This window comes from Microbacterium sp. 2FI (genome assembly GCF_005502885.1).
Lineage (GTDB): Bacteria > Actinomycetota > Actinomycetes > Actinomycetales > Microbacteriaceae > Microbacterium.
In genome coordinates this window covers 49,335-73,106 of sequence record NZ_SCMR01000008.1, presented here as the reverse complement: position 1 = coordinate 73,106, position 23,772 = coordinate 49,335, and the positions used below count along the sequence as shown (strand labels likewise).

The 23,772-nt window shown below is 66.2% G+C and carries 23 protein-coding genes; 10 read left to right on the top strand and 13 right to left on the bottom strand.

Translation table 11 applies throughout. The annotated features are described in order from the left end of the window. Positions 1-82: 82 nt before the first annotated feature. The 3 genes from FFS15_RS08780 to FFS15_RS08770 are packed head-to-tail and all read right to left on the bottom strand — an operon-like array spanning position 83 to position 2,741. The gene (locus FFS15_RS08780) at positions 83-1,999 is read right to left on the bottom strand and encodes a cation-translocating P-type ATPase (protein WP_137844647.1); all 1,917 of its coding nucleotides are present in this window, start codon (positions 1,997-1,999) and stop codon (positions 83-85) included. Continuing rightward, on the bottom strand, positions 1,996-2,355 hold the full coding sequence (locus tag FFS15_RS08775; protein WP_137844646.1) for a metalloregulator ArsR/SmtB family transcription factor: 360 nt from the start codon (positions 2,353-2,355) through the stop codon (positions 1,996-1,998). Before FFS15_RS08775 ends, FFS15_RS08780 begins: the two co-directional genes overlap by 4 nt. A 53-nt stretch (positions 2,356-2,408) precedes the next feature. Further along, positions 2,409-2,741 carry a metalloregulator ArsR/SmtB family transcription factor gene (locus tag FFS15_RS08770; protein ID WP_137844645.1) on the bottom strand — a complete coding sequence of 111 codons (333 nt, stop codon included), beginning with the start codon at positions 2,739-2,741 and terminating at the stop codon, positions 2,409-2,411. 78 nt (positions 2,742-2,819) lie between these two features. On the opposite strand from FFS15_RS08770, the gene FFS15_RS08765 reads away from it, so the two are divergent. The 5 genes from FFS15_RS08765 (at position 2,820) to FFS15_RS08745 (ending at position 8,267) form a co-directional block, all read left to right on the top strand. After that, positions 2,820-4,853: a heavy metal translocating P-type ATPase gene (locus FFS15_RS08765; RefSeq protein WP_171013135.1), complete on the top strand. Its 2,034-nt coding sequence runs from the start codon at positions 2,820-2,822 to the stop codon at positions 4,851-4,853. Between the two features lie 330 nt (positions 4,854-5,183). Then, positions 5,184-5,750: a hypothetical protein gene (locus FFS15_RS08760; protein WP_137844644.1), complete on the top strand. Its 567-nt coding sequence runs from the start codon at positions 5,184-5,186 to the stop codon at positions 5,748-5,750. 128 nt (positions 5,751-5,878) lie between these two features. Then, entirely contained in the window at positions 5,879-6,433 is a 555-nt protein-coding gene (locus FFS15_RS08755) for a copper resistance CopC family protein (RefSeq protein WP_137844643.1), read from the top strand. 83 nt (positions 6,434-6,516) lie between these two features. Further along, a complete protein-coding gene (locus FFS15_RS08750; protein WP_137844642.1) occupies positions 6,517-7,047 on the top strand; it encodes a copper chaperone PCu(A)C in 531 nt (176 codons plus the stop codon). Beyond that, positions 7,047-8,267 (top strand): Dyp-type peroxidase, encoded by a 1,221-nt coding sequence (locus FFS15_RS08745; RefSeq protein ID WP_137844641.1) that lies wholly within the window; start codon positions 7,047-7,049, stop codon positions 8,265-8,267. Before FFS15_RS08750 ends, FFS15_RS08745 begins: the two co-directional genes overlap by 1 nt. Here the strand turns inward: FFS15_RS08745 and lnt are convergent. The 10 genes from lnt to FFS15_RS08695 form a co-directional block, all read right to left on the bottom strand. Next, a complete protein-coding gene (gene lnt / locus FFS15_RS08740) occupies positions 8,173-9,945 on the bottom strand; it encodes an apolipoprotein N-acyltransferase (RefSeq protein ID WP_137844640.1) in 1,773 nt (590 codons plus the stop codon). The genes FFS15_RS08745 and lnt overlap by 95 nt on opposite strands. A gap of 87 nt (positions 9,946-10,032) precedes the next feature. After that, a complete protein-coding gene (locus FFS15_RS08735; RefSeq protein ID WP_137844639.1) occupies positions 10,033-10,971 on the bottom strand; it encodes a cytochrome c oxidase assembly protein in 939 nt (312 codons plus the stop codon). Then, positions 10,968-12,665: a cytochrome c biogenesis protein ResB gene (locus FFS15_RS08730; RefSeq protein ID WP_137844638.1), complete on the bottom strand. Its 1,698-nt coding sequence runs from the start codon at positions 12,663-12,665 to the stop codon at positions 10,968-10,970. The genes FFS15_RS08735 and FFS15_RS08730 overlap by 4 nt, the downstream gene beginning before the upstream one ends. Then, positions 12,646-13,398, bottom strand: coding sequence for a cytochrome c biogenesis CcdA family protein (locus FFS15_RS08725; protein ID WP_137844637.1), 753 nt, complete (start codon positions 13,396-13,398; stop codon positions 12,646-12,648). Before FFS15_RS08725 ends, FFS15_RS08730 begins: the two co-directional genes overlap by 20 nt. After that, positions 13,395-14,006, bottom strand: a complete 612-nt coding sequence (locus tag FFS15_RS08720) for a TlpA disulfide reductase family protein (RefSeq protein ID WP_137844636.1) — start codon at positions 14,004-14,006, stop codon at positions 13,395-13,397. Before FFS15_RS08720 ends, FFS15_RS08725 begins: the two co-directional genes overlap by 4 nt. Continuing rightward, positions 14,003-14,338: a DUF6804 family protein gene (locus FFS15_RS08715; protein ID WP_137844635.1), complete on the bottom strand. Its 336-nt coding sequence runs from the start codon at positions 14,336-14,338 to the stop codon at positions 14,003-14,005. Before FFS15_RS08715 ends, FFS15_RS08720 begins: the two co-directional genes overlap by 4 nt. Beyond that, complete coding sequence (locus FFS15_RS08710) at positions 14,335-14,817, bottom strand: signal peptidase II (protein WP_249353879.1); 483 nt, start codon at positions 14,815-14,817, stop codon at positions 14,335-14,337. The genes FFS15_RS08715 and FFS15_RS08710 overlap by 4 nt, the downstream gene beginning before the upstream one ends. A 46-nt stretch (positions 14,818-14,863) precedes the next feature. Further along, entirely contained in the window at positions 14,864-15,541 is a 678-nt protein-coding gene (locus FFS15_RS08705; protein WP_171013134.1) for a copper resistance CopC family protein, read from the bottom strand. 49 nt (positions 15,542-15,590) lie between these two features. Further along, positions 15,591-16,583 carry an NAD(P)-binding domain-containing protein gene (locus FFS15_RS08700; RefSeq protein ID WP_249353877.1) on the bottom strand — a complete coding sequence of 331 codons (993 nt, stop codon included), beginning with the start codon at positions 16,581-16,583 and terminating at the stop codon, positions 15,591-15,593. A 26-nt stretch (positions 16,584-16,609) separates the two neighbouring features. Next, complete coding sequence (locus FFS15_RS08695; RefSeq protein WP_137844632.1) at positions 16,610-17,269, bottom strand: thioredoxin domain-containing protein; 660 nt, start codon at positions 17,267-17,269, stop codon at positions 16,610-16,612. A gap of 325 nt (positions 17,270-17,594) precedes the next feature. On the opposite strand from FFS15_RS08695, the gene FFS15_RS08690 reads away from it, so the two are divergent. The 5 genes from FFS15_RS08690 to FFS15_RS08670 all read left to right on the top strand — a co-directional run bounded on the left by FFS15_RS08690 (position 17,595) and on the right by FFS15_RS08670 (position 23,721). After that, entirely contained in the window at positions 17,595-17,816 is a 222-nt protein-coding gene (locus FFS15_RS08690; RefSeq protein ID WP_137844631.1) for a hypothetical protein, read from the top strand. 196 nt (positions 17,817-18,012) lie between these two features. Next, entirely contained in the window at positions 18,013-21,498 is a 3,486-nt protein-coding gene (mobF, locus tag FFS15_RS08685; RefSeq protein WP_249353875.1) for a MobF family relaxase, read from the top strand. A gap of 81 nt (positions 21,499-21,579) precedes the next feature. Then, complete coding sequence (locus tag FFS15_RS08680) at positions 21,580-21,954, top strand: sulfate permease (RefSeq protein WP_212743130.1); 375 nt, start codon at positions 21,580-21,582, stop codon at positions 21,952-21,954. Positions 21,955-22,059: 105 nt separating this feature from the next. Beyond that, positions 22,060-22,806 carry a hypothetical protein gene (locus FFS15_RS08675; protein ID WP_137844630.1) on the top strand — a complete coding sequence of 249 codons (747 nt, stop codon included), beginning with the start codon at positions 22,060-22,062 and terminating at the stop codon, positions 22,804-22,806. 24 nt (positions 22,807-22,830) lie between these two features. Then, positions 22,831-23,721, top strand: coding sequence for an HIRAN domain-containing protein (locus FFS15_RS08670; protein WP_137844629.1), 891 nt, complete (start codon positions 22,831-22,833; stop codon positions 23,719-23,721). Positions 23,722-23,772 lie beyond the last annotated feature (51 nt).

Below are 23,772 nucleotides of genomic sequence, written 5' to 3'. Positions count from 1 at the left end.
TCGCGGCTCGTGACGCGACGCTTCGTTCGCAAGTTCGGCGCCGGACGTATGGTCTCGAGGTGGGTACGGGGGCGCGCGGTGGCTAGCGCTTTTGGACTCGGCTGGGATTCCGGGTACGCGCTGCCCTGAGGCCGTTGAGGATCACGATGACCTCCGCGATCTCGTGGACCAGCACGACCGCTGCAAGTCCGAGGATTCCGAGGAGCGCCAGAGGCAGCAGCACGACGATGATCAGCAGGGAAAGGATGATGTTCTGGTTGATGATTCTTCGCCCACGACGGGCGTGGTCGAAAGCGCGGGGGATGAGGCGCAAGTCGTGGCCGGTGAACGCGATGTCGGCAGACTCGATTGCGGCGTCCGAGCCAGTGGCGCCCATCGCGATTCCGATGTCTGCGGCGGCCAGGGCTGGGGCGTCGTTGATGCCGTCTCCGATCATGGCCGTAGGCGCGGTCTGAGAAAGCTTGCCAATCGCGTCGGCCTTTTCCTCAGGTCGTAGCTCAGCTCGGACATCGGTGATCCCGGCTTGCTCGGCAAGAGTATTTGCGGTGCGGGCGTTGTCTCCGGTGAGCATCGTGACGCCGATGCCTTGATCGGTGAGAGTTCGGACTACCTCGGGGACCTCCTGGCGCAATTCGTCGCGGACGCCGATCGCGCCGACCGGCGTGCCCTCACGGTGCACGATCACGACCGTCATGCCCTGCTCTTCCATGCTCGTGACTCGATCCCCGAGAGCGCCGGCCGCGAGCCACCGAGGGCTGCCGACCGTGACCTGGGCGCCGTCGATGACACCTTGGATGCCGTGACCGGCCAGTTCCCTCACGTCAGCCGCGGTGCGGGAGTCGGGTACGGCTGCGAGGATCGCCGCCGCGAGCGGGTGAGTGCTGTGTCTTTCGAGAGCGGCTGCCCATTCGAGCACATCCGTCTCCGAGACTCCATCGATGGTGAGGGCTCCAGCGACGGTGGGCTCGTTGCGTGTCAGGGTGCCCGTCTTGTCGACGGCGATGTGACGGATGCCGCCGAAGCGCTCGAAGATCGCCCCGGACTTGATGACGACGCCGAACTTGCTGGCTGCGCCTATCGCCGCGACGACCGTGATCGGGACCGAGATCGCCAGCGCGCATGGGGACGCGGCAACCAGGACCACAAGGGCCCGAGTGATCCAGAGCTCCGGATCTCCGAACAGCGACCCGACCAGCGCGACGAGCGCGGCGAGAATCAGCACCCCCGGCACGAGCGGCCGCGCTATGCGGTCGGCGAGGCGCGCGCGATCGCCCTTCTCGGCCTGAGCCTGCTCGACCAACTCAACGATCGTGGTGAGCGAGTTGTCGGTTCCCGCCGCGGTGGCCTCGACCTCCAAGGCGCCCGCAGTGTTGATCGCACCCGCGGAGACCGCATCGCCGGGCTCAACCTCGACCGGGATCGACTCCCCGGTGATTGCGGATGTGTTCAGACTGCTTCGTCCGGAGCGTACGACTCCATCGGTCGCGATTCGCTCACCCGGACGGACCAGCATTACCTGACCAGGCTGCAGGTCTTTCGCGGCGATTTGTGTGGACGTGCCCGAGGTGACGACGGTCGCAGTCTCAGGAACCAGCTTCAACAGGGCGCGCAGACCACCGCGCGCGCGGTCCATCGCCTTATCCTCGAGCGCTTCGGCGATGGAGTACAGAAACGCAAGCGCGGCTGCCTCCTCAACGTAGCCAAGGATGACGGCGCCGATCGCACTGATCGTCATCAATAGGCTGATGCCGAGCTTCCCCTTGAACAGCTTCCGGATAGCGCTCGGGGTGAACGTCGATGCGCCGAGCAGCAGACCGATCCAGAACAGCACCAGCGCAGGAAGCTCCGCGCCGGACCACTCGCAGATCAGCCCGGCCAGGAATGCGATTCCGGAAAAGACCGGGACGAGAATTTCGCGATCCCGCCACCACGGCCCGTCGTGTTCGTCAGCATCGACGAGGTCGACCTCCTCAACCTCTGAACCAGTCTCCGCGCTCACGCCGTCTCTCCCGGCTCACAGCACCCGTCGACCGAGCAGGCAGGGTCGATGCACGGCGCGTTCTCGTCGACGGCGAGGGTGACATCGACCAACGTCTTCAGCGCGAGAGCCAGATGCGGGTCCGCGATCTCATATCGCGTCTGCCGGCCCTCGGGCTTTGCTACGACGATCCCGCAGTCCCGCAGGCAGGTCAGATGGTTCGAAACGTTCGACCGGGTCAGCTCCAGCTGTCGAGAGAGCACGGCCGGATAGCTCGGAGCCGCCAGTAGGCTCATCAAAATCCGTGACCGGGTCGGATCAGCCATTGCTCGACCCAGCCGGTTCATTACATCGAGACGAGAAGCGATAGTCAGCATTTGATGACTATACAGCTCACGCTGACTTATGCGCCCGCTGGCGCAACCTCGATTCACCCGCCGCGCGGGACGTGCTCAAGGTGGCCAATCGCCTCGTCCAGCAGATCGGTGACGTGGTCGTCGAACAACGTGTAGTGGACGTGTCGGCCGTCGCGACTGCCGGTCACCAGGCTGAGATGCCGAAGCAGACGCAGATGGTTCGACACGGTGGTCTGACCGAGATGCAGTTGCTCGCTGAGCTCGGTCACCGTGTTCGGTCGAGAGCGAAGAACGCTCAGGATGCGCAGGCGAACCGGCGACGCCAGCGCCTGCATGATCTCTGCAAGCCGTTCGGCATCCGCTATGGAGAGTGGGCCGAGGCTCTGAGGTGGCGTCTGACCGATCATGCTCACCATTGTCTCCGCTGATCACGATTCTCATTCACATCTTCAATATATCATGATGTTGTGATGTATTATCGAGATATGACCGCTTCTTCGACCGTCACTGCTCCCACCACGACTACGCAGGATCACGCGCACGGGTCTGCCCGTTGGGAGCTCTGGTTCGCCATCGCCGCCGGCGTGACCTACGCCGCTGGAATGATCGCGGAGTTCGCGCTCGGGTTGCCGATGGTCGGATGGCCTCTGGTGTTCTTCCTTGCCACCTACTTCTTCGGCGGCTTCTTCACGGTCCGCACGGCGATCTCGTCGACACTGCGTGGGAAGTTCGAGGTCGACTTCCTCATGCTGGTCGCCGCGGCGGGTGCAGCCCTGATCGGCCGATGGGCGGAAGGCGCGGTGCTGCTGTTCTTGTTCAGCCTCGGTCACGCGCTTGAGGAGTATGCGCTCAGCCGGGCCAGCAAGTCCATCGAGTCACTCGCTGAGCTCGCACCGCGCAGCGCCCTCGTTCGCCGCGACGGCGAGGAGCCTATAGAGGTTCCGGTGGAAGAGATCGTCGTGGGCGATGTGGTGGTCGTACGCCCGAACTCCCGCATCCCATCAGACGGCTTCGTCGCGACCGGCGAATCCGCCGTCGACCAGTCCGCCGTGACGGGCGAGTCGATCCCCGTCGAGAAGGAACCCGTCCCGGACCGGGAGCGTGCGCTGCGCACCGCCGACACGCTCCCGGCCGCAAACAGAGTCTTCGCGGGCACCGTGAACGGCTCGGGGGTCTTGGAGATCGTGGTCACCGCGACCGCAGCGGACTCGACCCTGAGCAAAGTGGTCGAGCTCGTCCGCACCGCAGACCAGGCTGCGTCGCCCACTCAGCAGTTCATCGACCGCTTCCAGCGCTGGTATGTCCCCGCCGTGATCCTCGGCGTCGCCGTGACGCTGCTGGTGGCGATGCTCGCCTTCGCGCAAACCTTCGCCGACGCGTTCTACCTCGCGATGACCGTCCTGGTGGCGGCGAGCCCCTGCGCTCTCGCGATCGCGACACCGGCGGCCGTACTGGCGGGAGTGGCACGTGCAGCCAGAGCCGGCGTCCTCGTCAAGGGCGGCGCACCGCTCGAGACGCTGGGGAAGGTCAAGGCGATTGCCTTCGACAAGACAGGCACGCTGACCTGGGGCATGCCACAAGTCACGACGGTGATCCCGGCCGAAGGCACATCCGAGGCTGAGCTGATTGTCACACTCATCGCCGTCGAGGCTCTCAGCGACCACCCCCTCGCCGCCGCAATCGTTCGCGATCTGACACCACGCGTGACGGAGAGTGATCCGGTCGAGGCAACGGACCTCGCGTCTGTGACCGGCCGTGGCATCCGCGCAACGATCGACGGTAACTCCGTCGAAGTCGGCAACCTTCGCATGTTCGACGAGCAGCAACTCACCCTGCCTCCTTCTCTTGCTGACGCGTACACGCGAGTGCGGGACTCGGGCCAGACCCTGGTGATCGTGCGTCGCGGCGACCGGTTCCTCGGCATCGTGGGCGTGATGGATGCCTCCCGTGCGGAATCCGCGCAGGTGTTGAGCGCCCTCCGCGACGCGAACATCGGTCAGCTCGTCATGATCTCCGGGGACAATCAGCGCGTCGCCGACGCCGTCGGCCGAGAGGTCGGCGTCGACACCGCGATCGGCGACCTGCTGCCCGAAGACAAGGTCACCCAGATCACTCGCCTCGCCGAGACGCACCGCCCCATCGCGATGGTCGGCGATGGCGTCAACGACGCCCCGGCGATGGCACGTGCCGACGTCGGCATCGCCATGGGCGCGGCCGGGTCGACGGTTGCCTTGGAGACCTGCGATATCGCTCTGATGAGCGATGACCTCGGGCGGGTGCCCTTCGCGGTGCGGCTCAGCCGCGCCACCAGCCGCATCATCCGGCAGAACCTCATCGCGAGCCTCGCAGTGGTCGCGTTCCTCATCGTCGCGACCTTTGTCGGATTGAACATCGGGGCCGTTGTGCTCATCCACGAAGGCTCCACGCTGATCGTGGTCGGGAACGCTCTCCGTCTGCTCAACTTCGAGAGAGGCAAGGAGCACCACGGAATCGACCACGAGGACAAACCCGCTCATTGACCGTCCCGTGCCACTGGCAGCGCCCGTCGGACCCGCCGGCGCGGACCAAGACAGAGATCGCTGGCGAGTCAAGGCTTCTGAGCAGCGATCGCCAACCGACTGACGCTCAACAGGACGCGCATCGAACCCGGGAATCGATTCCTGACGACTGCCAACGGGACCCGCACGGTGGCTGCTGTGCGAGCACAAAGTGACTGATCGCCCACGCTCGGCGCGGGTCGGAACCGTGGACGGGTCGACGTTGCCGCTTGAGGAGGATGAACGTGTCAGACTGGATTCATGCGTCAGTCCAGGGCACCCCGCGTTGCGCGCGGTACCGTGGCGGCGTCTGTGGCAACTTTTGCGGCATTGATGTCTCATGTCTCCGCCGGCGGGGCGATCCCGGGCTGGTTGGGCGTCGCAGTTCCCTGGATTTTGTCCGTGATGGTCTGTACCGTCTTGGCTGGCCGTAAGCTTTCGGCGTTGAGGCTCACCATTGCGGTCGTAGCGAGCCAATGGCTCTTCCACACGCTGTTCGTGCTGGGCGCGGTCCCGACAGGTGCCCCAGCCTCGATGCCGGGAACGCACTCTCACGCTCTGGTGATGTGGGACCCGGTCTCGGATGCCGCTGCCACGATGGTGAATGCCGATACGACCATGTGGTTCATGCATGGTATCGCTGCGGTGGTCACGGTGGCCGCGCTGTATCGGGGCGAGCGGGCGGCGCTGCGGGTGCGTGCGTTGACAGCCGAGTGGATGGCGTGGGCGCGTCAACAGTTCGTGCGTGCGATACCTGTCCCGTTCCTCTCCCCGTTCACCCGTGTCCTGACTGACACGTCCCCTGGGTGGCATGTTGCTCGTGCGCCGCAGGTGGCGTTGCGTCACCGCCGCGGGCCACCGTTGGCTTTCGTGCTCTGAACTCTGTGCCGTCGCCGCATTCTTGGCGTGATCGACGGGTTCCGTTCGGCACCCCCGCCGTGGGGTGGGAAGCCAATAGCGGGTGGGCAGCGCCGTGATCGATGTTGCCCACCGATGGGTGGTCTTCAATGTTTCGTACCCGCGTCTTTGCTGCTGGGGTTGTTGTCGCGTCCGCGGTGGTCTTGGCGTCCGCGGTTCCCGCGACCGCTCATGACGATTTGAGCAGCAGCAGTCCGGCTGTCGGCGAGGTTATGACGACGGCACCGGAGGCGGTGTCGTTGGTGTTCTCGGAGGAGGTGCTCCCTTTGGGTGCCGCAGTGATCGTGGTCGACCAGACGGGTCGCGACTGGGTGGCCGCGGAGGTGATGCTCGACGCGGCGACCGTGACGGCGGAGCTGGCTTCGGGGATGCCGGACGCGGGATATGAGCTCCGCTGGCGGGTGGTGTCCTCGGACGGGCACCCGATCAGCGGCGTTGTCCCGTTCACGATCGGCGACGGCGAACCCTTGACCCGCACCCCAGCGCCTGGTGCTGGCGAGGCGGACCCGACGAACGCCATGGATTTGCAGTCTCAGAGCACGCAAGAGAACCAGGGGGCACTCCGGGTTCTCATGATCGGCCTGGCGGGCGCGGGCATCGCGGTCGCCGTCTTCCTGCTCATTTTCTTCCTTCGCCGCCCGTAGTCCGTCGCGTCGCGGCCCGGCGACACCGACACCACGGACGTTGAGCCGTGACTGCCCGGAACCACATCTGAAAGGTACCTTCCATGATCACTCGCACCAACGCCACGACCCGATTCAGCGTCCTCCTCACGGCCGCCGCGCTCGCCTTGACCGGCTGCGCATCATCCACCGCGGGGGCTGAGAGCACGGCGCCCACGGCCGGCGACGCGGTGACGATCCCCGATGCATGGGTGAAGTCCGCTGAGTCGGGCATGTCCGCTGCGTTCGGGGAACTGACCAACGACTCGGCTATGGACATCACCGTCGTTGCAGCCACGTCGGAAGCCTCGCCGATGATCGAGTTGCACGAGACCGTGGAAGACGATTCCGGCGAAATGGTGATGCGTCAGAAGGACGGCGGGTTCGTCATCCCCGCCGGTGGCACCTTCGACCTCGAGCCCGGCGGCAACCACATCATGCTGATGGATCTCGCCGACCCGATCCAGGCTGGCGGGGAGGTCACGTTCACGCTGACGTTCTCGGATGACTCCACGTACGAATTCACCGCCCCGGTGAAGGACTACGCCGGCGCGGACGAGAACTACGACGACGGCGACATGGACATGGACGAGTAATGACCGCGCCCGATCAGGGCGCACGTCGATCCGGACCGTCCCGGCGACAGTTCCTCCTTGGAGGAGCGGTCGCCGGCGTCGGCGCCGCCGCCGCAATCGGTGTCGACTTCGCTCTCAACCAACAAGCCACCGCCGCCTCTGCATCCATCCAGCTCAACGGCGCGGAAGCGGTCCCGTTCTACGGCGTCCACCAGGCCGGAATCGACACCGACGCGCAAGCGCACGCCACATTCGTTGCACTCGACCTCCGCGACGCCAGCGACCGGGATGCACTGCGGCGGATGATGAGAGTCCTCACCGACGACGCTGCCCGCCTCACCCAGGGCAACCCTGCCCTGGCCGACTCCGAACCAGAACTGGCGCTCTCTCCAGCCCGCTTGACCGTCACATTCGGCTTCGGTCCGAGGTTCGTTGCGCGCGCGAACGGAGCCGCGCCAGCGTGGTTGGGTCCGTTGCCAGCGTTCTCCATCGACCGTCTCCGACCGGAATTCAGCGATGGGGATCTGCTCATCCAGATCGCCGCGGATGACCCTCTCACTGTCGCGCACACCACGCGGATGCTCCTCAAGGACACCCGCAGCTTCGCGACCGTGCGGTGGACCCAGCACGGGTTCCGCCGCGCCTACGGGTCCGTCGCACCCGGAACGACAATGCGGAACCTGTTCGGCCAAGTCGACGGCACCACAAACCCGAAGCCCGGCAGCAACGACTTCGACACGGTCGTCTGGGCGACCACCGGCTGGCTCGCCGGCGGCACCAGCGCCGTCATCCGGCGAACCCGCATGGATCTCGACGAATGGGACAGGCTGGATCGAAGTGGACGAGAACAATCCGTCGGACGCACCCTCGGAAGTGGGGCACCGCTAACGGGCGCAGATGAGCACGACGAACCCGACTTCACCGCGACCACCGCCATCGGGTTCCCCGTCATACCCGAGTTCTCGCACGTGCGTCGCGCCCGATCAGAGAACACCGCTGAGAGGATCTTCCGCCGCGCCTACAACTACGACAGCATGCCGTCGGGGGAGCACATCTCAGACTCCGGACTGATCTTCGTGTCCTACCAAGCCGACGTCGCCGCCCAGTTCACCCCGATCCAGACGCGCCTGGCCGACCTCGACCTGCTCAACGAGTGGACTGTCCCGATCGGCTCCGCAGTCTTCGCCATCCCACCTGGCTGCGATCCCGGCGGGTTCGTCGGCGACACACTGCTCCGCTGAGGCCCGGGAAGTCGAGATCAGGATCCAGATGATACCCACGGCATATTCGACATCCCGTTGTAGCCTCTCCTGCCCGGACGTGCCGTGCAAGGGTTCCAGCCTCACCCTCGCTCGCCGCTCCGGGACTCCGCGATGTCGCGTTCATTTCGGACCTCCGCCGATGAGCTTGTCCACGGATGCCGCCAGTCCGTCGGCGAAGGAGTCCGAGCGCTGCGAGAGCGACAAGGGCTGAAATCGGCACGAGACCGGCGAGCAACGGCCCGAGAAACGTTGCAGGGGTGAGCCCGGTGCGTAATGGGACGCTGCTGATGGCAGCATCCGCGATGTCCACGCCGACGCTGGCGATGGTCGTACCATCGGGCGAGATCACCTGACTGGTCCCCACGGTGGAGACGTTGACCACGGCGCGGCCAGTCTCAATGGCGCGCATTCGGGCGATCGCGAGTTGCTGCAGATTCTCGTCGGTGCCGCGGAAGTCGGCATTGTTGGTCTGGAACACGTAGAGCTGGGCCCCCTGGCGGGCGCCATCCCAAATCACCGCGTCGTAGATCACGTCAAAGCAGATCGCCAGTCCCACTCTGACCTGGCCGACCGTCACCAGCGGCGGATTCGTGCCGGGCCTGTACTCGCGCTGGATGAGCCCGATGAGGTCCGGTGCAATGAGCTCGTAGAACCACCGGTCCGGCACGTACTCACCGAACGGAACTGGATTGACCTTGTCGTGCCGCTGGCGGTCAGCCGGATCGGCAGTCCAAAGCAGGGAGGTGTTGAAGACGTCATCGCCACGAGCTGTGGCGGCGTTCATCAGAAGCGGCGCGTCTGCTGCCTGCACCAGTCGGTCGAGGGCGGACGCGGTGCTGTCGTCGCTGAGGGGGTCGGAATCGACGCTCCCTTCCGGCCACACGAGCAGATCCATCGGCTCACCCAGCAGTGGTCGCGTGGCGGTGGTTTGGGCGACGAACACGTCTCCCTGCTCACGCTCGTCGAAGTATGCCGCGGGCCCGTTGCCCTGAACCCATCCGACCCGGAGCGTGCCGGCAGCGGAGGTCGGAAACTGCGGCGTGACAAGCAGGATGATCGCGAGGATTGCCGCGGGCAGGATGCCGCGCGGAAGTGAGGGACCTCCCGAGCGGGCCCATTGCAGGAGTGCGGCGCACATCGCGACGATGAGGAACGTCAGCCCCGTCACGCCCGTCCATGACGCGACCTCGCGGAATGGCCCCTCGACCTGCGTCAAGCCGATCCGCGCCCACGGGAACCCGGTGTAGGGCCACGAACCCATTACGACCTCGCGGGTAGACCAGAGTCCGGCCACCAGGATCGGCACCGCGATCAGCTGCGCGCCCCGAGGCGCCTGGTGGTGCGCCGTCCACCTGTATGCCAGAGAGATCAGAACCGCTCCGGCGCCGAAGAGCACTGCCTGCACCCCTGCAAGAGCGACCCATGGCACGGGCCCGAGAAACCGCCCCACCCACACGAGGTGGGCGAAGTAGAACACGGCGCCGAAGACGGTGCCGACCAGCAGCGCACCACCCATGCTTCGACCGATCAGGGTGACTAGTGCCACCGTGACGCTCACCATTGCCAGTGGCCAGAACCCGACCTCCGGAGACGCGAGATCCAGCGCATACCCCGCAGTCGCAGACGCCGGCAACGCCGCCCACAGCGGGAGGCCCATCCCGGGGTTCTGGGTCACGCGCGACGCGTTGCTGGGCAGCACGTCGGTGGGCGGCGCGGGCGAAGTGGACGGGAGGGGGTGCATCCGTCAGTTGTCCTTCCGGCGCAAAGTCTCGAGGTAGGCGTTGTATGCGTCGAGTTCGGGGGTTCCGTGGGTGTCGGCGTAGCGGTCGGCGGCGGTGTCTCGGGCTGTGTCGTCCCGGAACCAGCGGTGCATGACGAACAGCAGCATCAGCAATGTCGGTGCTTCCCCGTAGGACCATGCGAGCCCACCGGCCAGTTGCTGGTCCTCGAGCGGGTCGATTCCGAGCGCCTGTGTCGGCGCGACGAAGTAGTCGACGAGCAGAGTGGCCGCCATCATCAGGAACACACCGAAGAAGGCGTGCAGGGCGGCTTCGGCGAACACGTCGAGAGCGCGGCCGCCGTGACTGAGGCGGACGGGCAGCGGATCCGACGACAGCACGGGAATGGTGAACAGGATCCCCGCGACGAGGAACCAGATCTCGAGCCCGAGATGCCCGGCGGGTACGGCCAGGATGCGATCGGCGAAGCCGGCGAGGTAGAGCCCGTAGAACGCGAACAGGTACAGCGGCAGCGCGACCCACGGGCTCAGCACCCACCTGGCGATGCGGCTACGCAGTCCGGCGTGCGCGGACCGCAGCACGAGCCGGCCGAAGCCCCGGTGAGGGGTCGCGCGCAGTAGCAGGGTGCCTGGGGAGCCGAGCACCAGCAGAGGCGGGATCGCCATCATGAGCGTGAGTTGCTGGAACATGAACACAGAGAGCAGCGCATACCCGTATGCCTCGACGCCGAGGCCGGTGACAGCGGCGAGGACGAGGCATCCCAGCAAGAAGCTGATTGTGCGCCACACCGACCACCGTCTTCCCGACATCCACAATCGCGCTGCACCGGCCAGGTACACGGCGGCCAAGAATGCTGCGACAAGTGGAAGCAGCGGGAAGGGCACCGCCGCAGGCGCGAGGAGCCCGAGCAGGGTTGGTGGTGCGTCCGGAATCCAGTCGTTCATGAAGTCTGGTCCGTGGCCGCGCCCGGGGGGCTGATGGCGCGGATGTGGCGCTCTGTGATGTCGGCGACCGCGCGCGCCAGGGCCGGATCCTCACCGCGGGCCAGGCCCGCATACTCAACGTGCACCCGGTCGGGGGTGATGCTTGCCTTGATCCAGATCCGCCGGCGGGGCACGAGCAGTCCGGCGAACAGTCCGAGGGTGGCGAGGGCCGCGAAGATGAGCACCCAGATGGCGGAGGGGTCGTTCTGAATCTGCAGCGATGCGAACCTCTTCACCGGCTCACCGACGAGCTCGGTGTCGTCCTCCCACGTGATCGTCCCCCATCCGTTGGGCAGGTCTGCGATGCCGCCCGGGGCGAGCTCGATCGACTCCAGGTCGCTGTCGCCTCCGGTGTGCTGGGTGAGCCCGTCGACCTCGAGCGTGTACACCGACCGGGGCGTTCCGTCGTCGATGCCGAGGTCGCCGCTGAACACGTTGAGAGTGAGCACCGGGTTGACGACATCCGGGTAGATCGACGTGAACGCCCCCGACGGGAGAACCCCTTGCGTGGGGTAGAAGAACCCGACCAGGCCGAGCTGCTCGGGAAGCCCATCGGGAATCTTGATGATCCCCAGAGAAGTCATGAAGGAGTCTTGCGGCAGGAACGGCTGCGACTCGCTGTACACGACCTCGCCGTCCGGGTTGCGGATTGTGAGGGTGGGCGCATACCCGTTGCCGAGTAAGTAGATGCGGTCGCCGTCAACGGTGAGCGGGGAGTTAACGATGACGCTTTCATCGCGGTCCTCCTCGCCGGGCCGGCGGATCGTGACGTCGGCGGAGAAGTCTCCGGCCTGACCCGCACCGGGCGCGCCGGGCAGCTGGTAGGTGACGCTGAAGTCCTCGAGTGTCAGCGAGTACGGGGCGAGGCTGGTGCCGTCGACGAACCGGCCGGGATTGAAAGAGGAGTAGTCGCTGAGCGCATTGACGAACGTGGTGCCCTCGACCACGACCCGCTGCCCGGTATAGGCGAACCCGCCACCGACGCCGACCGCGACAAGCACGCCGATGAGCGCGACGTGGAAGACCAGGTTTCCGGTCTCGCGCAGGTAGCCGCGTTCAGCAGACACCGAGTCCCACCCGCGTCCGTCGTACCGGTGCACCCGGTAACCCGCACGGCGCAGTTGGCTCTGTGCGAGCTCGATCGCCGCAGCTGCCGGATCGAAATGCGCCGCGTCTGCCGGCAGCGTGATCTCCCGATACTCAGAGAGCCGCGAGAGCCGTGCCGGGGTTCGAGGTGGCTGCGACCGGAGGGCTTTGAAGTGGTGCCTTGCGCGAGGAATCACGCAGCCGATCAGCGAGGCGAACAGGAGCAGATAGATCGCCGAGAACCAGGGTGACCGATACACGTCGAACAGGCCGATGGCGTCGGCAATCGGGAACACATCGGGGTTGGTCCGCTCCCACTGGATGACACCGTTCGGGTCAGCCCCGCGCTGCGGGAACAACGAGCCGGGCACGGCGGCGATGGCAAGCAAGAGCAGCAGCACCAGGGCGGTACGCATACTGGTCAGTTGCCGCCACGCCCAGCGCAGCCATCCCCTCAGCCCCAGAGTCGGCGATGCGATCTCGCCCGCGGAGGGGCTCTCCGCGTGGTCACCGGGCCGTAGCGGGTCGACCCCCTCGGTCGTCTGGTGCTCAGAGTGGTAGCGGGACATTGATCACCACCTGCTGCAGCGCGGACATCAACACCGTCCACCACCCCGACACCATCAGCAGACCGAGAAGGATGAGCATCGATCCGCCGATGACGTTCAGGGCACGGACGTGGCGGCGCAGGAACGATACAGATCGGGATGCCCACCCCCAACCGGCGGCGAGGATCAGAAACGGGATGCCGAGGCCGAGCGAATAGGCCAGGCCGAGAAGGGCCGCACGGGCAGGATCACCGAGGTTCCACGACATCGAGATGATCGCCGCCAGAGTGGGGCCGATGCAGGGGGTCCAGCCAACGCCGAGGGCGAATCCGAGCAGCGGTGCACCGATCAATCCCGCGCGGCCGCGGGTGCGCGGGCGAAGCGTGCGTTGCGCGATACCGAACATGCCGATGAACACGAGCCCCAGCACGATGATGACGACCCCGAACACGCGGGTGAGCAGGTTCGCGTACTGCAGCAGCAGGAAGCCGAAGGCGCCGCCCAATACGGTGACCGAAACGAAGACGACGGTGAATCCGGCGATGAACAGGCTCACCCCGAGCAACAGTCGGGTGCGCTCGGCCGAGAGGGACTTCCTGTCCGCTTTCGTCGAAGGACTCACCGTGGTGGTGCTGCCGAGGTAGCCGAGATACCCGGGCACCAGCGGGAGCACGCAGGGCGACACGAAGGAAGCCAGGCCCGCCAGCACCGCGATCGGGACTGCCACCCACAGTGCGCCGTCTACGATCGTCACCCCCGAACTCCTCGTTCACCCTCGGACAGCGCGTCGCCGACGAGCGTGGAGAGGATCGACCCCGCCGATAGCTGCCCGATGATGCGGGCTGCGACCCGACCATCCCGGTCGATGACCAGCGTGGTCGGGGTGGCCTGGATCGGGGTGACCTGAGCGAAAGCGAGCTTGACTCTGCCGTCGTTCACATCGATGACGCTGGGGTACGTGACGTTGTTGTCGCGTGCGAACGACAGTGCAGTCGGAGCCTGGTCGTAGGTGTTCACTCCCAGGAAGGCGACGCCGGCGTCCTGGTACTCCTGCCAGACCTGCTCGAGCAGTGGCGCCTCGGCGATACACGGCCCGCACGCGGCATACCAGAAGTTCACCACCAGCACCCCGCCGCGATAGTCGTCGCTAGACACGGGCTCGCCGGTGTCGGTGACACCCTCGAACACGACCGGTTCGCCCCGCTCCGCGGCGGGGATCTCGACGACCCGGAAGTCGCCGGCGATGTAGCCTTTCTCGTTCCCGTCTTGGTACTGCTGCGCGAGCGACTCGTTCGCCGCGCACCCTGAAAGCGTCACGGCCAGCAGCATCACGGCGACGGCGGCCGTTGCCTGGCGGGTCATCGCCGGCGCACCTTGATCATTGCGCCGGCGATCAGGAACACCACGGCCGCGACCGGCTGTGCAGCGGTCCAGACCGGTCCAGTGAACGGGAACGGAAGCACTGGGTTCCACAGCACCGCGATTGCGGCGAAGACCGGCATCCACCACCATTGCCCTGCCTGAACCGCGAACCACCCGACGATCATCGCGAGGATCGATGTGAGAAACAGCACGACCAGAAACCCTTCGCCGCCCATCAGCGCCGGCGCAATGAACAGCGTCGCCGCCGCAATCAGGGCGGGGGCTAGTGCGTTCCGCTGGTAGGTGGAGGGCGCCCGCTCCTTGCCCGTCACGGCTTGGTCACCCCGGTCTCCGTGTTCGGGCGCAGGTCCGCATCGGGCGTTGGCGGAGTGCCTGTGCGTCGACCTGTCGAGAGGGTGATGAGCAGGACAATCACGCCGGCGCCGAGGGCGACGTCGGCCAGATTCCCGATGAACCAGTTCCCGTAGGCGAGGAAGTCGGTAACGTGACCGACGCCGAATCCAGGCGGTGCGAACAGTCGGTCGATCAGATTCCCGATCGCACCGCCGAGAATCAGTCCGATCCCCACCGCCCACCACCCATTGCGAGCACGCGCGGCTGCCATCGCCAACACCACCACGGCAACCACGCCGAACACGGTAAGCAGACCGGTGAACCCGGCGCCGAGAGAGAGAATCGTTCCCGGATTGAAAGCGAGCTGCAGCCCGAGCAGGTCGCCCAGCAGCGGGATGCGCTCGTCCTGGCTCAACCCGCCCAGCGCAACCGCCTTCGTGGCCTGGTCGAGCAGCACGACCACTCCTGCAGCGACGCAGGTGACCGCAAGGCGTCTCACCCGTTCAGGACTCATCTGCGAGCACCTCAGTCTCTGTCGACGGTGGGGACGTCGCTGCTGCTCGGTCGCGGCGTCGCCGCTGCCTGCCGAGAGTCATCACGACGATGAGCGCGCCGCCCACGACGACAACACCGCTGAGGAGTGCGAGCCCGGGCAGTAACGCACCGCCCCCAGATGGTTCGCCGTGTCCGGTGCCGTCAGTGTCAGCCGCGGTCGCCGAGGGTGTCTGCATTGCTGCGGTGTCAACGGGGGTCGGGGTGTTTGTGATGATCGTGAGAGTTTCTACGGTGTACGTGTACTCGTCGCTGATTGGGTGGCCGTCGCTGGACACGACCCGCCACCGTACGGTGAACATTCCCGGTCCCTGATCCGGGGCGAGGGTCTGGCTGACGGTGGTCCCGTCGACCAGCGGCGAACCTGCGGCGACGTTCTCGCCGTGCGGGGCGATTACCTCGATGACCACCGCGCTGCTCTCCGTGATGATTTCGTCGCTGAAGGTCAGCGTGATCGCATCTGGGGCGACGCCGACTGTGGAGCCGGCTTCGGGGTATGAGGCGACGATTTCATCGTGCGCGGCCGCAGAGGTCGATGTGACCAGAGCGCCCGCGCCACTTAGCAGCAGCGCCCCGAGGGTGGCGAGGAGGGAGACGCGGCTGATGGTGCGCAACTGCGCCGTCCGCATGGAGCCTCTTGCCGGGTGAGTGTGAACTCTTCGCATTGGTGCCCTTCCTTTAGGGACGATTGACGATTTGATGGGCAATGGTGGTCGCGTCGCGCCATACCCCGAAAATGGTGTCGGCGCCGCGGACGCTGTACTGGGGCATGCCCGCAACGAACAAGCCGGGGAGGCCGGTTGCAGTGCGGCGCGACTGCGTGGATCGTGCCTCGTCGGGGAGCCAGTTATCGCCAGGTGCGTATCCGGTGGCGAGAATCACCGAGCCCGGCGTCGACGACGTGCTATCGGCGAATGTCACCGCCGCGCCGTGCGCGCCGATCACTGCCGGCCGAATCGTGACGCCGATGCGACGCAACTGCTCATACCCTTCTCCGAATACGGGCTCTGGTAGCCGTCGACGCGATAGTGCGGACACGGTCTCACCGCCAGCAGCCGGGTAGCTCTTGCCGGGTCGGCGCCGACGAGGCGTTCTCGTGGCCAGTGTCACCCTGTGTGACGCGTTCAGCTCGCGCGCCAGCTGGACGCCGCTGTTACCGCCACCGACAATCAGGACATCCCCGGACAGGATCTGCCGAGGATAGAGGTACTCGCTGCTGTGCAGCACGACGCCGGGTACCGTCAGCGCTGGTGCCCACTCCGGTAGGTGGGGAAGCGCGGCGGCGCCGGTGGCGCACACCACGTTGCGGGTCTGTACCTCCCCTGTCGTGGTGGACAGATGCAAGGTGGAGCCGTTCCCGCGGTGCTCGACGCCGGTGGCACGGACCCCCCACATCGTCTCCACTCCGAGTCCGGCCTCGACGTAGGTGAGGTAGTCGACGATTTCGTCGACACGGGGATGCCTGCGCTGATCACCCGGGAGGCGACGGGGGGGCAGCGCGCTGTGCCTGGCATCGCTGAGCAGCTCCATCGAGTGCCACCGCGTCGCCCAGCTGCGCTGCCCTTCGGGGGCGGCGTCGATCACGACGAAGTCCTGCTGCGGCTGCAACCCCCTAGAGCTCAATGCGGCGGCGACAGCCAGTCCGGACTGCCCGGCGCCGACGATGATCACCCGCCGATGCGACAATCCTGTCCGCATCACTGTTCAGCGCCCACCGCTGCCTGAATGGCGTCCTCGAGGTCGGTCCACTGCTGCAGCTCGAGTTTTTCCCCGTCAACGAAGAACGTGGGGGTGCTGGAGACCCCTAGCGCGCGACCCTCGTTGAAGTCGAGCTCCACCCGCTCCAGAGTGGCCGGGTCCGCAACTGCGACGTCGTAGGCGGCCATGTCCAGTCCGAGTTCCTGGGCGAAGCCTCGGAACAGCTCGGCGCGCGATTCCCCTGCCTCACCCCATTGCGGCTGCGACTCGAAGAGTCGGTGATACATCTCCTCGAACCGACCCTGGCCGGCGGCTGCTTCCGCGGCGATCGCCGCGTTCTTCGAGTTGACATGCCCGGGGAGCGGGAAGTACCGCACGACATAGGTGATCTCGCCGCCGAACCGATCGCGCAGATCTTCGACGACCGGGTAGAAGGCGCCACACGCCTCGCACTCGAAGTCGAGGAACTCCACCACGGTGACGGCGCCCTCACCGCCGTCATCGAGGACGTGGGAGCTTGGACGCATCACGGCGGGGGCGTCGCTGCCGTCCGTGGAAGGGGTGGAACTCTTGTCTACGAGGGCATAGACAATCGTGGCCATAATCAGTGCAATGGCGACGGCGACGGCGATCAGAGTCGCCTTCACAGGGGTTTTCATTCGGGTACTCCAAAAGGGTGGCAGACAGCAAAGGGATCGATCCCGGGGGCAACCCGGGGTGAGGCGCCGTCTATAGACGGCGTGCTGAATGTCAGGTTCGGGAGAGACCCAATTGCATCAACGACAGAGAGGTAGCGCGGGGACGCGCGAATGGAAGAACAATGAGTGACAGCGGAGGCGGTCGCAACGTGCTGTCGGGGAGCGTGCGCCGCCCCCAAAGTCTCCTTACGATAACCGCGAAGACAAGCCCGCAGAGGACGCCGAGTATGCATAGCGCGGCCCCAGCCAGGGCGCTGGTTCCCGGCGATCCGGCTACGACCGCCACATGTTCCGCTTTCGCGCTCGGGGCCTGATTGCCTACCGCGTCAACATGCGGGTCCATGAGCACGGTTACAGCCAGCGGGACCGATGCCGACCCGTCCGGCTCCGCGTGGCCAGCGGCCGCGACGCCAAGGAGAAGCAGCACCGCCAGGCCGACACTGGTAATGAGCCTCATTATCAGCAGTCGCTCGCCGAGCATCCTGGATCGCTGGGCGAAGGCGGATGACGACATCGCTTGTAGCTTACCCTTGCGGGCTGAGTTCATCCGCGAGCAGCGGAGGACCGCTCCAGCCTTGAGTGCTCGCCACACTTGAGCGTCCACACGTCTTGCAGATCGAGGGCCGCGCCCGGTGGCGCGGGCACGGCGGCGCACCTCTCTGGCAAGGAGAGGCGGTGCCGGGGTGTCGGTGTCGATGCGAGTGATGAGCGCCGGGGATGGCTACAAGTATCTCCTCCGCACAGTTGCCGCGGCTGATGGCGAACGGTCGCTTTCCACCCCGCTGACCCGCTACTACGCCGAGGCGGGCACGCCACCTGGGCGCTGGCTCGGGAGCGGACTGCCGGCCCTCGCCGACGGTCGGATCGATGCGGAATCGCGGGTCGCCGAAGCCCAACTCGAGCTGCTGCTGGGGATGGGGCGAGACCCCGGAACCGGTGCTCCTCTCGGGCGGGCGTATCCCGAGTATGCGGCCGCCGAATCCGGGCCGGATGGCGTGACCTCACCCGGGTCGACAACCTCGCAGCAGACCCGCCGCCGCGCGGTGGCCGGCTACGACTTCACCTTCTCGCTGCCGAAGTCGGCATCCGTCCTCTGGGCGATCGCTGATGCCGCGACCCAAGCGACGATCGCCGACGCGCATCACAAGGCGATCGACGACGTGCTCGCCTTCATGGAGCGGGAACTCGCCGCGACACGCGCCGGTGAAGCGGGCCGCGACGGCGCCGTCGCCCAGGTGGAAGTCACAGGACTCATAGCCGCAGCCTTCGACCATTTCGACTCGCGCGCGGGCGATCCGCAGTTGCACACGCACGTCGTGGTAAGCAACAAGGTGCGCACGGTGTTCGACGGTAAGTGGCGCTCACTCGACGGACGACCTCTTCACGCGGCAACCGTGGCGGTCTCCGAGTTGCACAACGCCATGTTCGCCGACCACCTGACGCGTGCACTCGGCGTCGGGTGGGAGCGGCGCGAGCGCGAAGCAGATCGCAACCCCGTCTGGGCGATCGCAGCCGTTCCCGAGGAGCTCGTAGACGAGTTCTCGTCGCGCTCGCGTCACATCGACATTGAGAAGGATCGGCTCATCGACGAGTACATCGCCACGCACGGTCGCGCACCGTCGAAGGTCACCGTCATCCGGCTACGCCAGCAGGCGACGCTGTCGACTCGCCCCGAGAAGCAACTCCGATCGCTCGCGGAACTCACGCACGAGTGGCGCTTCCGCGCGAGTCGACTGCTCGGTCGCGACGCGACAACATGGGCTCGAGCCGTGATCCGAGATGCGGATGCCCCGACGCCGTTGCGCGCGGAAGACGTGTCGCACAGCATCCTGAACCAACTCGCGGCGCGCGTGGTCGACGCCGCAAGCGAGCGCCGGAGCACTTGGACCCGCTGGAACCTGTACGCCGAAGCCACGCGGCAGACGATGGGATGGCGCTTCGTCTCAACCGAAGACCGTGAGGCGATCGTGGGCATGATCACGGATGCCGCGGAGCAACGCTCCGTTCGGCTCACGCCGCCCGAGCTTGCACTCTCGCCCGCCGAGTTCCGACGTGCGGATGGCACGAGCGTCTTCCGTCTGAGGAAATCCGAGCGCTACTCGTCGCTCACTCTCCTGGATGCGGAGGAGCGACTGCTCGCCGCGTCGCAATCGACCGACGGCCCGGTGGTCGGCGCTGCAACCCTCGAGCACGCCGAACGAGCGCGCCGCAATCACGGGATCGTCCTCGGAGAGGATCAGCGCAACGCCCTGCATTCGATCGCAACCTCATCGCGCAAGCTCGATGTCTTGATCGGCCCGGCTGGTGCCGGCAAGACGACGGCGATGCATGCTCTTCGACTCGCGTGGGAGCACGAGCACGGGCGAGGCTCGGTCATCGGGCTCGCGCCTTCCGCTGCCGCCGCTCGCGAACTTGCCGACGACCTCGGTATCGCCACTGAGAACACGGCCAAGTGGTTGCACGACAACAGCCAAGGGCACGCGGCGATGCGCGCCGGTCAGCTCGTCATCATCGACGAAGCATCCCTCGCGGGCACGCTGACGCTTGATCGCATCTGCAGTGTCGCGATGCGCGCGGGTGTGAAGGTCCTTCTGGTGGGGGACTGGGCGCAATTGCAGTCGGTCGATGCAGGAGGCGCGTTCCGGATGCTGGTCGAAGCACGTTCCGATGCTCCCGAGCTCGCAGACGTCCATCGCTTCCGGCACGCGTGGGAGAAGGACGCATCCCTCGACCTCCGCAACGGGCGACCGCAGGCCCTGGAGGAGTACGGCGCGCACGACAGGATCATTGGCGGCGATGCCGATGCAATGTTCGATGCTGCCTACATTGCGTGGCTACGGGACATGGGCTCCGGCATGTCGTCAGTGCTCGTCGCCGACACGGGGGAAGCGGTCGGTGCACTCAACCGACGTGCGCGCGCCGAGCTGATCCTTTCAGGCGTCGTGGATGCCAGCGCCGAAGCGCCGCTGCACGATGAGGCGGCAGCATCCGTCGGTGACGTCGTCATCACCCGGAAGAATGACCGCCGACTGCGATCGGGGAGCAACTGGGTGCGCAATGGATCTCGGTGGCAGGTCGTCGCGATTCGTCGCGATGGCTCGATACGGGTGCGAAACATCGACCGCGTCGGGGCTCGACCGCTCTGGCTGCCTGCCCAGTATGTGGCTGAGAATGTCGACCTCGGTTACGCGGTGACCGCCTACCGGGCGCAGGGGATCACGACCGACACCGCGCACGCAGTCATCGAGTCTGGAACGACCCGCGAGAACCTGTACGTCGCGATGACGCGGGGGAGAGGCTCCAACACTGCCTACGTGGTCACCTCTCGTCCCGACGACAATCATTCCGTGCGTCATCCCGGCAATCGTCCGGATGCGTCGGCCCGCGACGTCCTCGTGGGCGTGCTCGGCCATGTGGGAGCCGAACTGTCGGCACATGAGACGCTCGTCGCCGAGCAGGAGAGTTGGGGGTCGATCGCGCAACTCGCTGCCGAGTACGAAACGATCGCCTCGTCGGCGCAGCGGACACGGTGGACGAACCTCATCCACGCATGTGGACTACCAGCCGCATTGGCCGAGGCCGCGATCGCTTCCGACGCGTTCGGTGCACTGACTGCTGGTCTTCGACGCGCCGAAGCGCTCGGGCACAACGTCGACGCGTTGATCCCACGAATCGCTGCCGCGCGGGGATTCGAGGATGCTCAGGATGCCGCGGCCGTGCTCCACGAACGGCTCGAGCGAGTCCTGGCTCAGTCGTCGAGTGGCAGCTCGCAGGGGAGAGGACGCCGGTTGATCGCCGGTCTCATACCTGCGGCGATGGGAGAGATGGATGCCGACATGCGGCGCGCCCTCGACGAACGGGCTCATCTCATCGAGGAGCGCGCCTCGGTGCTGGTCGTGAACGCATTGGCTTCGCGAGCGAACTGGATTGCGTCGCTCGGGCGCATTCCCGTCGACCCGGTGCGGGCGGGTTCCTGGCGTCACCAGGCGAGCATCGTCGCGGCTTACCGTGACCGGCACGGCGTTTTCGATGATGACGCGCTCGGCGCTCCCGCTACATCTCCAAACCAGCGAATGGATGCTGCGGCCGCAGCAGTCGCGCGGGATCGCGCAATCTGGCTCTCGCGGACGGATGTTCCTGCACAGCCTCCGCGGCCACCGGCGCGCACGCTCGCCGTCCACAGCCTGTAGTTGGTGGTCCTGTCCATCCCGAAGTGGCGGGCGTAGCCTATGCGCAACCGAAGCCCCACGCCTGAAGGAGAGGCCTGGTCGATGTTCCAACTTCTGATCGCCTTCGTGAGTCGCATCTACGCGTTCTTCCAGCGGACCATGCCGACGAACATGATCATCCGCGCTACGCACACTCGCCGTGGGCTGAAGTGGGGTTTGCCCGCGATGCTCCTCGCGATTGTCTACGTCGTGATCGCAGCCGCGTTGGCGCAGTGGGTCATCGGCGGCGGCCCGGGATGGATCAACCTGCTCGTGCTGGTGTGCTTGTGGAACGCACTCAAGTTCGTGGTCAACGGGCCGATTACGCTCGTGCGGTTGGCTCGGGTGCGACCAACGGAACGGTCGACCGGGGCGGGCGGGACCGCTGAGCGGCGAGTGGACCCAGGGGTGGACGCCGTGACGACCGGACCGCGCTGAGCCTACATCGCGTCAGGGTGAACGCTACCTCCGCCCCGGCCGCCCACGTGGGTCGTGCGGCGACGGGTTCAGGTCAGTGTCCGGGGTTCGTGGCACGATCCCCTCATGTCAGAACTCGCCTACATGACGCTCAGCGATTGGGGACAGCAAGGTACCGCGATGGAAGCGCAGAGCGCTCGCATTCGGGAGTGGCTCGGCGCGGCGCCTTACCTGTTCGCCGTGGCGAGCATGAAGGATTACCAGGACCGGCACAACAGTCTGGATCGCACCGTCATCGACCATATTGTCCCCGAGGCACCCGATCGGACGGTGGTCTCGATCCAGCAGCTCCGCGAGCTCATCCGAGACGACACGGAGATCACTCACCCGATCACGGTGCTGCGCCCGTTCGACGAGTCCGACTGTGACCTGATTGCTGAGCTGGTGGGCGCTGGCCGGCTTCAGAAGGTGTTAGTGATCGTGCACCACGCGAGCTACCCGATCCGCGTCTGGCTCGATGGAATGGGTGCGGTGAATCTGCACACCGGCGCCTCGATCCCGGCGCCCGACCCAGTGCTGCTCGAGGCTGCAAAGCTAATCCAGAACGAGGATTACAACGGCCTGTCTTCCGGCCACGGGAAGGATGCCATCGTGGCGCTCGTCCGCGCGTTCGCAGCGAAGGGCTACCCGGTCGAGCCTGAGCCGTGGGTGCAGGCATACTTCGCCCTAGGTGGCTCCTTCCGGCATGCCGCATCCATCTCGAAGCTCGTGGCGGAGATGAAGCGAGGTGTCCGTCATCGGGTCAAGCCCCGGTACCGCGATGAGATCTTCACGATCCTGAGCGAGCGCGTGGCGGCGGCCGTCTCGTCCTGACGGCTGCTCTGGGAGTATCGGGGGATGGGAATACTCAAGCGACTCTTCGGCAAGGGCGACGAGGACCGGGCCAGTTCAAGTAGCGCCGTGGTTCCCGCACCAGAGCTGGCGCGGGCATTGCACGGGCCGCGAGTTGAGATCACCTCCTCGGTCGGCGGTGAGCAGGATCTCGTCAAGCTGACCGGGACGACCACGTTCGCGAGAGAGGCCGTCACGCGTCTCGCAGAGCGACACGGGATCGACGTGGGCGGATACCTCGAGCTGACGGGAACGCTGCAGCGCGAGCCGGACAATCCGGCGGATTCAATGGCCGTCGCGGTGCACGTCGAGGGGGAGAAGATCGGCTACCTCCCCGGGTATCTCGCCAGACAGGTCGACCTCTCCGCGGACGGCGCTCGCACTGCTCAGGTGCAGATCTTCACAGAGATGCTTCCGAAGGGTTTGCGCACTGAGGCGTGGGCATGGCTGGCTGAGGGCGAGCCAGAGTGGCCGTGGTCGGAGTTCAATCGCCCGCCGCTGTCGCCGCCAGCGAAGGTTGCGGAGCACCAGGCCGGTATCGACAGGATGGTGGCCGATGCGCTCGCGGGAGGGGGTTCACGGGCGCAGTCCTTCGCGGGAGGCATGGTCAACGGTGTGCACTACCTGCAGCTCGTCGAGCCCATCAAGCAGCTCAAGCGCGAGGGCCGGATTGAGGACGCGCTGGTGTTGTGCACCGCGGCGATCCAGGGTGCCGAAGCCGCGCGTGAAGGCCGGGAGCCCGCACCGTGGTACACCGAACAGGCCGCGATCATCTACCGAAAGCTCGGACGGCGTGACGATGAGATCGCGGTGCTACGTCGATGGCTGGCTGTATGCCCGCCGGAACGTCGGGAAGGAAGTCGCGTCAAAGAGCGCCTGGACAAGCTCGTCTCCTGAAGATCGCCATGGGCGGAGCACACAGGCGCGATCCCCCGATGCGGTCGGAGT

Bases quoted from the DNA above. Each gene is read 5' to 3' on its own strand.
- FFS15_RS08775 (WP_137844646.1), bottom strand. From the start codon at position 2,355: ATGCTGACTATCGCTTCTCGTCTCGATGTAATGAACCGGCTGGGTCGA.
- FFS15_RS08770 (WP_137844645.1), bottom strand. From the start codon at position 2,741: ATGATCGGTCAGACGCCACCTCAGAGCCTCGGCCCACTCTCCATAGCG.
- FFS15_RS08765 (WP_171013135.1), top strand. From the start codon at position 2,820: ATGACCGCTTCTTCGACCGTCACTGCTCCCACCACGACTACGCAGGAT.
- FFS15_RS08755 (WP_137844643.1), top strand. From the start codon at position 5,879: ATGTTTCGTACCCGCGTCTTTGCTGCTGGGGTTGTTGTCGCGTCCGCG.
- FFS15_RS08750 (WP_137844642.1), top strand. From the start codon at position 6,517: ATGATCACTCGCACCAACGCCACGACCCGATTCAGCGTCCTCCTCACG.
- FFS15_RS08745 (WP_137844641.1), top strand. From the start codon at position 7,047: ATGACCGCGCCCGATCAGGGCGCACGTCGATCCGGACCGTCCCGGCGA.
- lnt (WP_137844640.1), bottom strand. From the start codon at position 9,945: ATGGGCCTCCCGCTGTGGGCGGCGTTGCCGGCGTCTGCGACTGCGGGG.
- FFS15_RS08735 (WP_137844639.1), bottom strand. From the start codon at position 10,971: ATGAACGACTGGATTCCGGACGCACCACCAACCCTGCTCGGGCTCCTC.
- FFS15_RS08730 (WP_137844638.1), bottom strand. From the start codon at position 12,665: ATGTCCCGCTACCACTCTGAGCACCAGACGACCGAGGGGGTCGACCCG.
- FFS15_RS08720 (WP_137844636.1), bottom strand. From the start codon at position 14,006: ATGACCCGCCAGGCAACGGCCGCCGTCGCCGTGATGCTGCTGGCCGTG.
- FFS15_RS08705 (WP_171013134.1), bottom strand. From the start codon at position 15,541: ATGCGGACGGCGCAGTTGCGCACCATCAGCCGCGTCTCCCTCCTCGCC.
- FFS15_RS08695 (WP_137844632.1), bottom strand. From the start codon at position 17,269: ATGAAAACCCCTGTGAAGGCGACTCTGATCGCCGTCGCCGTCGCCATT.
- FFS15_RS08690 (WP_137844631.1), top strand. From the start codon at position 17,595: ATGTTCCGCTTTCGCGCTCGGGGCCTGATTGCCTACCGCGTCAACATG.
- mobF (WP_249353875.1), top strand. From the start codon at position 18,013: ATGAGCGCCGGGGATGGCTACAAGTATCTCCTCCGCACAGTTGCCGCG.
- FFS15_RS08680 (WP_212743130.1), top strand. From the start codon at position 21,580: ATGTTCCAACTTCTGATCGCCTTCGTGAGTCGCATCTACGCGTTCTTC.
- FFS15_RS08675 (WP_137844630.1), top strand. From the start codon at position 22,060: ATGTCAGAACTCGCCTACATGACGCTCAGCGATTGGGGACAGCAAGGT.
- FFS15_RS08670 (WP_137844629.1), top strand. From the start codon at position 22,831: ATGGGAATACTCAAGCGACTCTTCGGCAAGGGCGACGAGGACCGGGCC.